The sequence below is a fragment of the Microvirga sp. Mcv34 genome, assembly GCF_024519725.1.
GTDB lineage: Bacteria > Pseudomonadota > Alphaproteobacteria > Rhizobiales > Beijerinckiaceae > Microvirga.
On sequence record NZ_JALJRK010000103.1, the window covers coordinates 1 to 11,798 of the forward strand.

16 protein-coding genes and 1 pseudogene are annotated in these 11,798 nt (G+C 57.5%); 7 read left to right on the forward strand and 10 right to left on the reverse strand.

The genetic code is table 11. From position 1 onward, the window contains the following. Positions 1–220: 220 nt before the first annotated feature. Positions 221–433, reverse strand: coding sequence for a hypothetical protein (locus OC446_RS26635; RefSeq protein ID WP_245435671.1), 213 nt, complete (start codon positions 431–433; stop codon positions 221–223). Between the two features lie 619 nt (positions 434–1,052). Between OC446_RS26635 and OC446_RS26640 the strand changes: the two genes are divergently transcribed. The 5 genes from OC446_RS26640 to OC446_RS26660 all read left to right on the forward strand — a co-directional run bounded on the left by OC446_RS26640 (position 1,053) and on the right by OC446_RS26660 (position 5,532). Continuing rightward, positions 1,053–1,541, forward strand: a complete 489-nt coding sequence (locus OC446_RS26640) for a hypothetical protein (protein ID WP_262032004.1) — start codon at positions 1,053–1,055, stop codon at positions 1,539–1,541. Between the two features lie 215 nt (positions 1,542–1,756). Beyond that, positions 1,757–2,986, forward strand: a complete 1,230-nt coding sequence (locus OC446_RS26645) for a calcium-binding protein (protein WP_262032005.1) — start codon at positions 1,757–1,759, stop codon at positions 2,984–2,986. A gap of 18 nt (positions 2,987–3,004) precedes the next feature. Beyond that, on the forward strand, positions 3,005–3,355 hold the full coding sequence (locus OC446_RS26650) for a hypothetical protein (protein WP_262032006.1): 351 nt from the start codon (positions 3,005–3,007) through the stop codon (positions 3,353–3,355). A 195-nt stretch (positions 3,356–3,550) separates the two neighbouring features. After that, positions 3,551–4,726, forward strand: a complete 1,176-nt coding sequence (locus tag OC446_RS26655; protein WP_262032007.1) for a hypothetical protein — start codon at positions 3,551–3,553, stop codon at positions 4,724–4,726. Further along, complete coding sequence (locus tag OC446_RS26660; protein WP_262032008.1) at positions 4,723–5,532, forward strand: alpha/beta hydrolase; 810 nt, start codon at positions 4,723–4,725, stop codon at positions 5,530–5,532. Before OC446_RS26655 ends, OC446_RS26660 begins: the two co-directional genes overlap by 4 nt. A 1-nt stretch (position 5,533) precedes the next feature. Here OC446_RS26660 and OC446_RS26665 read toward each other — a convergent pair whose 3' ends face one another. Both OC446_RS26665 and OC446_RS26670 read right to left on the reverse strand, forming a co-directional pair. After that, a complete protein-coding gene (locus tag OC446_RS26665) occupies positions 5,534–6,742 on the reverse strand; it encodes an HAD family hydrolase (RefSeq protein WP_262032009.1) in 1,209 nt (402 codons plus the stop codon). A gap of 14 nt (positions 6,743–6,756) precedes the next feature. Next, the gene (locus tag OC446_RS26670) at positions 6,757–7,257 is read right to left on the reverse strand and encodes an HAD family hydrolase (protein ID WP_262032010.1); all 501 of its coding nucleotides are present in this window, start codon (positions 7,255–7,257) and stop codon (positions 6,757–6,759) included. Positions 7,258–7,434: 177 nt separating this feature from the next. Between OC446_RS26670 and OC446_RS26675 the strand changes: the two genes are divergently transcribed. Next, positions 7,435–7,752 carry a type II toxin-antitoxin system CcdA family antitoxin gene (locus tag OC446_RS26675; protein ID WP_262032011.1) on the forward strand — a complete coding sequence of 106 codons (318 nt, stop codon included), beginning with the start codon at positions 7,435–7,437 and terminating at the stop codon, positions 7,750–7,752. A gap of 13 nt (positions 7,753–7,765) precedes the next feature. On the opposite strand, the gene OC446_RS26680 is transcribed toward OC446_RS26675, so the two are convergent. The 4 genes from OC446_RS26680 to OC446_RS26695 all read right to left on the reverse strand — a co-directional run bounded on the left by OC446_RS26680 (position 7,766) and on the right by OC446_RS26695 (position 9,125). Then, positions 7,766–8,083: a type II toxin-antitoxin system RelE/ParE family toxin gene (locus OC446_RS26680; RefSeq protein ID WP_262032012.1), complete on the reverse strand. Its 318-nt coding sequence runs from the start codon at positions 8,081–8,083 to the stop codon at positions 7,766–7,768. After that, on the reverse strand, positions 8,083–8,343 hold the full coding sequence (locus tag OC446_RS26685) for a CopG family ribbon-helix-helix protein (protein ID WP_262032013.1): 261 nt from the start codon (positions 8,341–8,343) through the stop codon (positions 8,083–8,085). Before OC446_RS26685 ends, OC446_RS26680 begins: the two co-directional genes overlap by 1 nt. Positions 8,344–8,455: 112 nt before the next feature. Continuing rightward, complete coding sequence (locus OC446_RS26690; protein WP_262032014.1) at positions 8,456–8,848, reverse strand: hypothetical protein; 393 nt, start codon at positions 8,846–8,848, stop codon at positions 8,456–8,458. Further along, positions 8,838–9,125, reverse strand: coding sequence for a DUF433 domain-containing protein (locus OC446_RS26695; RefSeq protein WP_262032015.1), 288 nt, complete (start codon positions 9,123–9,125; stop codon positions 8,838–8,840). Before OC446_RS26695 ends, OC446_RS26690 begins: the two co-directional genes overlap by 11 nt. 153 nt (positions 9,126–9,278) lie before the next feature. Between OC446_RS26695 and OC446_RS26700 the strand changes: the two genes are divergently transcribed. After that, positions 9,279–9,668, forward strand: coding sequence for a hypothetical protein (locus OC446_RS26700; protein WP_262032016.1), 390 nt, complete (start codon positions 9,279–9,281; stop codon positions 9,666–9,668). A 503-nt stretch (positions 9,669–10,171) separates the two neighbouring features. Here OC446_RS26700 and OC446_RS26705 read toward each other — a convergent pair. The 3 genes and pseudogenes from OC446_RS26705 to OC446_RS26715 all read right to left on the reverse strand — a co-directional run bounded on the left by OC446_RS26705 (position 10,172) and on the right by OC446_RS26715 (position 11,495). Further along, on the reverse strand, positions 10,172–10,366 hold the full coding sequence (locus OC446_RS26705; protein ID WP_410055154.1) for an MbcA/ParS/Xre antitoxin family protein: 195 nt from the start codon (positions 10,364–10,366) through the stop codon (positions 10,172–10,174). Between the two features lie 119 nt (positions 10,367–10,485). Continuing rightward, a pseudogene (locus tag OC446_RS26710) lies at positions 10,486–11,099 on the reverse strand (3'-5' exonuclease). Positions 11,100–11,129: 30 nt separating this feature from the next. Further along, complete coding sequence (locus OC446_RS26715) at positions 11,130–11,495, reverse strand: VOC family protein (RefSeq protein WP_262032017.1); 366 nt, start codon at positions 11,493–11,495, stop codon at positions 11,130–11,132. Between the last annotated feature and the right edge of the window lie 303 nt (positions 11,496–11,798).

Here is an 11,798-nt window from a genome sequence, read left to right on the forward strand (position 1 = left end):
AGCGGCATGTCTCAGCCGCCGGCCTCCTGACGATGCAAGCTGCATCGTACCCTCCATGGTGAGGGCAAAGCGGGAGCGTTCACCGAAACCGATGCTCTTGACACGCAGCTTGTCGGGATGGCATAAGGAGATTGTCACATCTTTACTTATGCCCACCCCTCGGTGGGTCTCCAAAGGCCCTCGAAGTTTCCAGCTTCGCGGGCCTTTTGCTTTGCCTAGTTTACGTCACGGTCTTCAGCTCCTTACGAACGAAGGCTGCTTCGAGCGCATGGGTGATAGCGACTTGGCGCGAGGGGAAGAGGCCGCTCTCGACGGCCTCGTCGATGGCAGTACCGATTTCCCGAGGAAGCCAAACATTGGTTTCCCGGTCTCCCCTCTCCCGCCGTGTCTGACGGAGACGTTGAGCTCGCTTGCGACTCGCTGCATCAGCCATTGCGTACATCCATGATACTCGTAGCGATACGAGGATTGCCCGATTCTGGGGTGGCTGTGGAGTCGGAGCGCAAGAATCCATTCACAATAATCGGATTCTTCGTTGGAAAACTCCTTCAGGCAGAATCAATTAGCGCAAAAGGCCGAATCAATTCGCAAGTAAAACGCTGGTTCCATGAGATCTGGCTTTACGCACTTGATTCTACCTCCTGAGTTATGGGGTCCTTCCCGCGAGGCACATCTCGACTTTCCTCGCTCCAAGTCTCGATCTTGTGTCTTGAAGACTGAGTGCCAGCAGAAATCCAACAATCACTATTTGCGCTAGACTCAAGAGGGCCGATTTTTGGCGGAGTGACCGAGCGGTGCTCGTCAGACCTATGGCAACAGGAACCTTATTGGACTTCGACGGGGACTGAAGGGCCATCCTCCCAATAGAGTGGAGAGGAACTCCACCTGAAGCGACCCAGTCGGGTGAGATCGACTTCACGCGGCGAGGAGTGACATGTCAACTTGGGAGCTGCTTATGACAGCCTGGCCAAGGCGAAATTCCGCCTGAAGCGGTCACTCTCCGCGGTGTGGCATGCGCAGCCCGAACGCCATTTCACCTTGCGAACTGGTACGTGGCCAAGTGGGGCGGCGTGCCGAGCAATAAGGAAGAAACAATCCGGACCTACATCGGGCAGTCCGAAGACGAACTGGCAGGACGGGGCGCCGGCGGCGTAGCCACCTGGTCGAAAATCCTCGTCCTCAGGAACCCGGATCGGTACGCCATTTTCGATGCTCGGGTCGCTATGGCCCTAAACGCCCTCCAGATTGCCCAGGACCACGAACGGCCGATTTTCTTTCCCAACCTGCCCAGCAAAAATACGGCCGCTAAAGCTTTCCATGATTTCATGAGGGCTCGGGACAATGGCGACGCGCACCAGGCCTACCCGTCGCGCGTCTACTCTATCTATTTGCAGGTTCTGAGAGAGGTTGCTCGCCGGGTTGAGCTTGAAGCGCTCGATGAAATCGAGATGACGCTATTCGCCCAAGCCGAAGTCCTCGCCCGCAGAGCCATGTCGCACCCTTCAGGACCAGAACATTTCTCAGCGATCGCCGCTGAATAATCCTGGCGTCCGAGAGTCATATTCGGCGGGAGAATTCCGGCCGGAGGCTACGACTCTGCTCAATCAACTTCGGAAAAGCGAAAGGCTTTTTGTCTTAACTCCCGTTGCCTGAGCATGTTAGGTTCACCCGCGGCTTCCTGCCGAAACCAAGACCATCCTGATAGAAGCTCAACTGAGCGGGTCTGGATGTACCAATAATCAAAAAAGAGACCAAAATGGCAAACTACTCTGTGCCGACTATCGACGATATGGGCCTTCACAACCTTTTTAGGGAGTTCGGCACCGCGAATATCACCGCCTTCAATTCTACGTCATTGACGGTTCAATTCGCCAATGGCGGATCAGCTATGATCGAGGGCGTCGGCCTGGTTGTGGATGAGCCTCAGTACAATCCGCTGGTATCGGGGACGGTCACGATGATCCGGATTTTCAATGCCGTCCATAACGAGGTCGCCTCGATCACGGATTTGAACATCGGAGCGAATGGCCTGGGAGCGGTGCTTACGGCTGATCCGTCAGACTTCGAGTTTCCAATTAACATCATGCGCTACATTTTCTCTGGCGATGACAGTGTCCAGGGGAGTGACGGCTACGACGTCATTTATGTCGGTACTGGCAATGACACAGTGAGCGCAGGGGATGGGGCCGATTTTATCTATGCAGGACCTGGCGCTGCCACCATCGACGGCGGCGAAGGCCGGGATACACTGAATTTTGCGGAGGATTTCGCAGGTTATCCGACCTACACGGCGGGGCTTAACATCAATCTCGTGACCGGGATCGGGACGAACACGGACGGTAAGCCCCTGCAGATCTCGGGCATTGAGGATGTCGTCGGCAGCCTCGGCGATGACACCATCACAGCGAACGACTCCGACAACTTCCTTTTTGGAAATGATGGAGATGACTCCATCTCTGCCGGCGGCGGCAACGACATTCTCTATGGCGGCCGTGGCAATGACACGCTCGACGGCGGCGCCGGAGATGACTTGTTCTTCATCGGCGAGATGGAGATGAACACCTACCTGACCGGTTACAAGCTTCTGATCGGTGGCGACGGGCACGATACCGCGAACCTGCTCGGATCCCTTTCCGACTTCGATTACACGTTCAACGGTGACAGCAACCTCGTTTTCACTCACAAAATTTCCGGGGCAAAGTTCACGCTCACCGGGATCGAGACCATCTTCGACGGCGTGAGAACCTACACCGTCGACGACGGCCGCTTCAAGCTCAATGGCTCGCAGCTCGTCGTCGCCGGTCCTGCAAAGATCGACTACGAGCAGGCCAGCAGCCATACTGTGACCGTCAAGGTTTCCGATCAGTTTGGCGCGTCCACGACCCAGAAATTCACCATCTCCGTTCAGGACGTGGCCAAGGAAACGGCCGTCGGCGGCATGGGTGACGATCTCATCAAGGGCGGATCGGGCAGTGACAAGCTCTAGGGCGGCCTCGGCAAGGACGTGCTGACGGGTGGCAAAGGCAAGGACGCCTTTATCTTCAACACGAAGGCATCCAAGGCCAACGCCGACAAGATCACCGACTTCAACGTCAAGGATGACTCGATCTATCTCGATATCGCGGTCTTCACGAAGCTTGGAAAAAAGGGATTGGAAAAGAGCCCGGCAAAGCTGAATCAGGACTTTTTCACCATCGGCTCGAAGGCCAAGGATAAGAACGACTATATCGTCTACGATAACAAGAAAGGCGTCCTGTACTACGATGCGGACGGTTCTGGTAATGGCAAGGCGGTTGAAATCGCCACGCTCTCCAAAAACCTCAAGATGACCGCGGCTGACTTCTTCGTTATCTGACGCTCATCTCTAATCGCTAAGCCCTTCCCAATGAAGGTTGAGAAGGGCTTTTCATTGGTTGGGTGATCGGCGTATCAAACCAGGGAAAGTTCCTCGGAGAGCCATGTCGCACCCATTCAACCTGATCCAATGCGTTACCGCAGCCGAGTGCTCCTCCACTTCGGAGCCTCCGGCAGGTATAGGAGCACAAATCCGGTGTCGCTAACCGGCCAGATCATTTTTATGCCGTGGGTTTCGATCCCGCAGGCAGTGACGGTCGCCGGGTTCCGGTTCGCGCCGATTGATGTAAAGGATCCGATTTCGGTCGTTGGGCCCGAAATGGCGCCTACCGTTGCAATGGCCCTTAGTCCCTACGTCGATCGGCGGAGCCATCAGATCGAGAGTTGCACAATCATGCTGCGGCCCCGCCATCAGCAGTCCTGGAATATTCCCGATCGGATGTGGGGATCAGCCCGGCGCGCTGCCGAAATCCTGGCCTTGTCCTGTCTGGCAGAGCAGAGATTTATGGAGGGGCATTTCAGCCCCCATCTCAACGCGACCATGTTCCAGATTATCGGGCAGCGGATCACCGCCGGGTCGGACCAGATCGGCTTGTTCTACCCGCGGCGAGGAGGTGGGCTACGGGTAGGTGGCGTCCGTTTCAAGGATGTCGTTTTTCAGCGCCCATCCCAGGTAGAGGGCACCAGGTGCGAGGTCGTCAATGTCCGCCTCGCCAGAGCCCTTACGAAAGCCAGCAGGTCAAAATCCCCGATCTGGGATCCGATAGCTTCCTCCCTTGAATTTTTCCTTTTGGGAAACGCCGAAGTTCCAGAGCTCGATTGGGAAAGCTGCATCATGCTCTCGGCTATGGCCTTTGAGAGGCTCCTCGAGCCGGCTCAGGCCAACGCCCAAGGTGTCGCGGAGGCACTTGCCAATCTATGGGCTCCATATGCCAGTCGGACCCTAGCTCAAGCCAAGAGGGTAAAGCCCGACAACAAGCCGGATTTCGCGAAGGTGCAGCAGGAATGGCCACTACACCGCAAATGGATGAAAGAACTTTACGAGGCGAGGAGCTCACGCGCGCACCGCGGCCCTCGGTCTGTCTTCAGCCAAAATTGGAAGAACTGGCAGCACATGGTGATCGCTGCCTTTGTCTATCCACTTGCGGTCAAACTGAAACTCGCCAATGCAGGTCTTTACCAGCTGAGCGCGCGTGAAAAGGGTGGTTGCGAGGCCCTGGATCGGCTTCTCGATAGTCACTGGGGCAAAGGCTGGAAGAAGGATCCGGAGTGGTCGAAAATTCTTTCGATGGCTGAAGCCGAGCATGAATGGTTGCGCATTATTGAGGAAGCGTACGACGAAACGACTAGGAAGGGCGAACAAGGTTCGTGAAACGAGTGCTCGCAATTATCATCTCCGTGGTCATCGGGATCTGGCTGGCCATTGCTCTTCTTGTTTTTGTCACCCAGCGCCATCTGGTTTTCCCGCGGCACCTCCTGCCGCCGGTCGCGCGCATGGAGCAGCTCTCCCCAGAAGTTCAGGAGGTCACGGTCGAGACCGCCGACGGTGAACGTCTCTATGGACTGTGGAAAGCACCGCAAGCTGGCCGTCCCGTGGTCGTGTCCTTCCATGGCAACGCCAGTGCTCCGGGCTGGGCCGCAGACCGGTTCTCGAATGGGCCGTGGGCCGCTCATGGCTGGGGCGTTCTGGCCATTGCATATCGGGGATATCCAGGCTCGACTGGTTCTCCGAGCGAAACTGGGATCTTAGTGGACGGTGAAGCCGCGATATCCTTCGTTCAAAAGGCAGCTCCCGAGTCCGCCGTCCTGGTCCACGGCCACTCGCTGGGTACAGGGGTTGCTGTCGCCATGGCTGCGACCCATCCGGTTATCGGGGCGTACCTCGAAGCGCCCTATGCATCCCTGCTCAGTCTCGCAAAGCGGCAGTTCCGGTATCTTCCAGGATTTCTGATGCGAGACTCCATGCGATCGGATTTGCGGATCGCTCGCGTGAAGGCACCGGTCATCGCAATCCATGGCAAACAGGATCCGGTAATTCCGGTCTCTTCTGCGAGGGAGTTGATCGGCAAGGTCACGAGCAATTCGAGATTAATCGAGGTCGACGGAGATCACGTCTCCATCCTTGGCGAGGCTGATGGTGAGGTCGAGGATTTCTTCCGGCGAGCCGTCGCGCCCTAAACTAATGAAAGTCATTCTCACCCTCGGCAGCTCTGACAACCTCATCGCTGTGCTTCGAGCGCAACCGGTCGATCGGAGCCTCGTCATTGGTGTATTCATGGGGCGTGACGAGCCACTCCCACGCCTCGTCTGGTGAGGTAAAGAACGCGACAACCCGATCAAGTCCCTCAACCGGCTCTGATCCGTCGAACTGCCGGACCGGGTAGATGTACTCTCCATCGTCATTACGGAAGGCGATCTCTCTATTGGCGTCGCGCCAAGTATCCAAGGTCGCCAGGGGGACTTGAAGTCTCTCCGCCAACTCGGTTGCGCTTAGAAGCTCGGATGCGGCCCAATCGGTTGAATCGTCATCGACCGTGATCTTAGCAAGCAGAGCTTCGCCCTCCTCCAGGCTGACCAATCGCCCAAGTCCGGATCCTCTAATGAAGGTAGCCGGCATGGCCGGGCCATCGGATGGCGCCTGCTGGGAGTTGCGCCCGATAACTTCATCCGCCGTGAGTGGTCGATAGGAAGCCTCCGGGGCAGCGAAGGCTCTTGCCAGTTCCGCTTCCACGGCTGCGCCATCCTCATGGTCCTCAGATTCTGCCGCCTCGACTGCCGCCTCAATCAGCGCGACAATATCCTCGGGCAGATCACCGACGGCATAGACTTGCCTATCCAAATAGGCCTCAAACTTCGAAATCAACATCGCCGGCATTCCAATCGCGCGAGGCCCCTCGATGTCGGCTGCCGGTGTATCGCCCACGAACAGGATCTCCGCCGGCTGAAGCTCCAGCCGATCGCAGACCAGGCTGAATATTGCAGGATCCGGTTTCGCCAGCCCGACCTCATAGGAGAGGATCGCGGCATCCGGAGTGTCTGGCAGGGTTGCTAGAAGTGGCGAGCCATAGGGCAGCGCCAGGTTGGAACAGACACCGATCCGGAGGCCCCGCTTCCTCAGGTTTTGCCATATTTCGGCGATCCCGGGCCGGAGGCGGATAGAGGCACATTCAGCCTGCAGGTCCGTTTCCAGTTCCGCCAAGTTGCCCTCCCCTAGCTCATGGCTGACACCTGCAGCGACTTCTCGGAGGCTCAGAGGTTTTGTGAGGACCTCCTCGACCGTAATCCCTTTCACCCCTCCCCGCAGCAGGGCACGGAACGGCTGGCGCTTGTCGGTGATCTCGACCAGCGTCCCGAAAGCGTCAAAGCATATGGCTCGGATGTCACTCATGATCGCTGCTCTGGCTATAGATCGTCCAGGTTGATCGGAACCGGGGTCTCGCTAGCGCGGCGATTAATGATACCCGCGAGCTTGATGTCATCCCTGATTTCCCAAATGATTTTTCCGACTCGCTCCAACTCGTGATCATTTTGCTCGAAGGGCGGCATGAATTCGGCGATCGGAATCCAGTTCGCATCCTGACCGGGATGCACCATTGAGGGCTGATCGTCGACAAGGAGGACGGTTGCGGAGGCAGGTTCGCCTACTGCCGATAGGTCCTTCGTCTTGCCCGAATACGGCACAAATTCCACGGCAGCGGCGAAGCCCGCAGGTAGGCAGTCTTCATTCTCGATCAGCTGCAGCAGCTCACGGGCCCGTTCCCCACGAACAGTCGTGAACATCACAACCCGGTCCGCCACCTTTAGGGTACTCTCGACAAACTGCTTCAAGCCGGGACGCGGAAAGGCGCTGACAGCGTTTGAGATCAGCGTACCCTCAAGATCCAGTGCAACGACGAGACGCATAATCTCTCCTGACCGAGGCGGCGGCGTCGCATCAACGCGCGTGAGGTTTCGGGCTTGAATTATCGAACCTCCTTCCTTTTTCAACAAGCAAGTCTTCTTTTGCGTGTCGACGCTTGACCTAGCGATCTAAATTCGTGTTCCATATATGTTCCTTTTTGAGGATAAGGAGGTTCGCCAATGGCTAACTACGTTGTCGCGACTCGACGGGAAGCTCAGGCGAGCCCATCCACAGCTGAGGACTACGTTCGGGAGGTGCCAGGCGTCTGGATTAGAGGCGGGACTGATCCTAACCGCATCACTATTGAGGCGTCAGAGCTCGCGGCGGCCGAGATTGAGCGTCGGTTTGGTAGCGTGCTCTTGATTGAGCCGGAGATTGTAGCCGATGGAGACGACCGACACGCCCTTTGGCTAAAAGAAAACGAGGAAGCCCTTGAGGACCACAAGAGACTGACCGAACGAGAGGGTCTGCCGCTGGACGAGTTTCGGCAATTCTAAAGGGCAAGGGCGGTCAGTCCGCCTCGAAGTCGTAATCGTCGTCCAGAGGCACATCCGGAGGAAGTTGGCGCCCGTGACGAATGGCGAGGACGTGAATCTCGTTGCCAACGACCTCATAGTCCATCAGATAGTCTCCGACAACGAGCCGGCGCATTCCCCTGATCGGCAACTCCTCACTTTCGAAGCCCATTCCGTCGAATGCCGCCAGGTTGCGCTGGGCGTTCCGCATTTGGCGTGACAAATTCCGCGCCGCGGCCGGGTTCAGCTTCCTCAGGTAGGCGGTCTCTCGAAGAAGATAGGCCCGGGCGTTCTCGGACAGCCTGACGCGCATCAAGCCGCCTTGCCGTTGGCAATGGTCTCGATCTCGTTCAGGACGTCTTCCATGTCGTGAGACTGGCCGCCGGCGATCTGCTTGCGTCCCTCGACGGCCGCGAGAATGTCCTTACCCTCGCCAGCGAGATACAGCTTGAGCGCTCGGACCATGACCCATGATCTGGTCCGGTCGGTAGCTTCCGCGATCCCTTCAATCTCCCGCAGAACCTCAACGGGGAGTCGCAGGGTGATCGGGTCCGACAGTTCCGGCTTCGGCATCAGCTCACTCCTATGTGTAATACACGGTATTACAACCCCAGTGAAAGGTCAATGTTCCTGGAACAGTCGGTCCCCGGCAGGTACAAAGCCTTCGGAGATTGGGCTAGCCCAATCACTCGGCTCCCTGCCCTCGAGCGACATCCAGTACCTCGTCGATGCGTCCAGCCTTCAGAGCCTGAAGCGGCGACCTCCCGTCCAGCGCATCATCCGGAACCAGGAGCCATTCCAGCCGCATCCAGTCGGCTCGCATCGGCATAACGGCCAAGGCATCTGAAAGACCCTGGAGCATTCCATCCGGCCCAAACTGGCAGGCTGGGTACCCGTAGTCCTCCCCTGCCCTTACGGCGACAATCTCCCCGGCTTTGTGCCGCTCCTCGACCAGCTGCTCTGGACTGTTGAGGAGCGAGGCGACCGCTTGAGGTGTGAGTAATCCACCTGCCATCTCGATCAACTCGGCTTTACGAACATCGCCGGCCGCAATCAGTGCCTGAAGATCAGGTGTCATTTCTTTTCCTTGTGACGTGTCCGTAACTCGCCAAAGTCCCATTGCCTAACGGTGGCCATCGACGGTGCTGCTGCTCCAAAGGATTGGCTCGCACGTAAGCTTCAGCCAGATCTAGATGGTGCTCCTGGATAGTGGGATAGGCCGCCAGGATTCGGTCCCGCGAGATCCCTGCCTTGATGGACGCCGCCAGATCATAGACCGGCACGCGCGTCCCCTTGATAACTGGCATACCGCCCAAGATCTCCGGATCCGAGACAATCGCGTCGTCGACCTTCATCCTTCGCCGGCCTCCGGTTCTTAGGCTGTGGAGTCCTTGCAAGTTACGGTCTTTGTGGTCTTCCCATCAAGCCACGTTAGGCCCAAGGAGTGTCCTGCCTCCGGCCTTTGTAATCTAGGTGCCAGGCAAAAATGCACGAAGAAAGTACCGACTATGAAATTGAAAATAGGTCTCGCTCTGGCCGCCCTCACCTTTGCCGTCTCTCCTGCTCTTGCGCGAGACCCTTTCGCTGGCGATTACGCCGGGAAGGTCGGCGCTTGCCCCAAGCAAATTAACTGCGGCTGGATCATCGATCCCAACAAAGGCGGTAAGACGTACTCTGTTCAGTTCGAAGCTGAGAATTGGGCTACGAACACCCAACTTCGCAAGATCAAGGGGACGCTGAATCGGCAGGGTAAGCGCCTGCTGGGTGCGCTCGACGACGGACAGCCGATCGAGATTGGCTTCAATCGAGAAAACGATCTCGTTGTGAGCAAGACGACCAACAAACCGTGCGGTCTGGATCTGCCCCTCAATGGTACTTACGGTATTATCGGCGACTGACGCCCCGCGATAACCCTTAATATGCAGGCTTTAGGCACGGCCATATTAAGGGTTTTCCGCTCCCCTCACTTCAATACCGGGCACCCTTAGCCAGCTGCAGGCCTGCCTCTGTGATCCTATACTCCCCGTCGACTAGCGCCACCAGGCCGCGGCGTTCCAGCTGCCTCAAGGTTTCCGTCCGGATGGCACGGCCTGTTCCGTTGATGCGCCACGGAAAGGCGGACATCGCTCCGGCCATGTCCTCCTTGGCCGCCTTTGTGCCGGCCAGCGCCAGGAGGTCTAACGCCTCCCATTGGCGAATATTGAGCCGAGCCCCAGGCTTCCTACCATCCCGGCTCATTAGCTCTTCGTGCTTCGGCCTGCGCGAACGATCAATTCAGTTCGCTTGGCCCGGAGGCGGGCTATGACATCAGCCACAGGTTTAGTCCTGCCGGCCGCCACGTCCCGGTTGCCCAAGGACAGGACTTTCAACAATGCTAGTGCTTCCGGGTGCATTTGCTGGCTCATGCATAAACTCCGGATCTCAGCGCTTCCAGATAATCCAAGACCTTATCCGCCTTGCCCTCTTGGACGAGCTCATAGGCTGTCTTTCCACCCCAGCCTGGAATTAGCTGCTGTTCGAACCAGATCGCGGCCCGCTGCTTATCGCCTGCCATTTCTTCGGCTATCGCGAGGATCCGAAGCGTCGTCTCATCCATCACAAGCCACCCGAAATTCAATGGCCCTAATATAGGCTAGTATCGGCGCCTATACGATCCCCTAAGCTTGATAGCGCCGGCCGGCCAATTCGCGCGGCCGCTCCTCGCGACCGCTGCAGCTAAGTTCGGTCGAAGACCTCCGGCTGTAACTTTCCTGTCCTCAACAGATGTTGCACCGCATATGCCACCGAGAGGGCATCGTCGAGCGCATCATGCCCCTGCAAGGGCGGGTGTTCGACGCCGTAGTAGTCAGCCAGTTTGTTGCTGGGCGTCTTCCCAATGTCCTCTATCGGCATCCTGCCGCGATCACCAGTTTGACAGCATTGTCGAACCGGTGAGCCGGGATGGCCCACGGAATACCGGCGACGTAGCAACTGATGGCGACCATATTCAGCTCGTCCTTCCCCCACGACCAGGATCTTGCGCCGTCTGAGAAGCGGTCATAGCCCGCAAGGGCCTCCTGCAACGACACACCCTCTGCCTGAATGTCTTCTTCGGTGATGCCGGTCAGCTTGGTGAAGAACGGGTCAATCGGGTACCTCTTGCCGAACCGGTCGAACGGTTGAACGTAGGCCCTGTAGGTATCCATGAGAGGGAAATCCCCCTCCAGCCCAAGCTTCACAGCACCGATCTGCGCGATGACAGGATCGGGGTCGTGAGCCGCACACCAAAACCTGCTTTGTGAACCCTGGACGCACAAAAACTCGCAGTCAAATACGATGGCAGTTTTCATGATCAAGGCTTCCTTTCTTCGCGCCGGCAACTATCGGTTTGGCTGCATCAACTCGATCCGGTTGCCGAAGGGGTCGCTCACATACCTGCGTTCAAACCCCTCCAGGGGTTGATCCTCTTTCAAGTCGTACCCGGCGCCTTCCAGCCGTCGTGACAGGGCGGCCAAGTCCCGGACGATGAACGCTGGATGAGCCTTCTTCGCCGGGGCAAAAGGCTCTTCCACTCCCAGGTGAACCTTCACGCTCCCGCTTTCGAACCAGCAGCCTCCGCGAGCGGCCAGGTGCGGCGGCTTTGCGATCTCCGGGACGCCCAGGAGGTGGTCATAGAAGGCTCGGGCGTCATCTTCTCGGTCAGCAGGCATGGCTAACTGGACGTGGTCCATTCCGACAATCTGCATCAGGTCTCCCATTGAGTGGCTCGACCTCGTACCAAACCCGACTGGATCAGCGGTCTCAGCCAGGTGCATGGCGACTGGCTTGTAGAGCACGAAATTCTCGTGCTGCTCGTTCTCCAAGGGGAAGAAGATTGAGCCATTCCGCTGAAATTGATGCTTGTCATAGAAGCTTATGGCGCGGGCATTCCCGTGATTGACCGAGAGCCAAACGCCGTTGATCCCGTGCTTGCTGCAAAAATCGAGGGTGTATTCTAGTGTTGTGACTCTAACGCTTGTTTCGCACGGGCGACCTTTTCCAGGATCGAT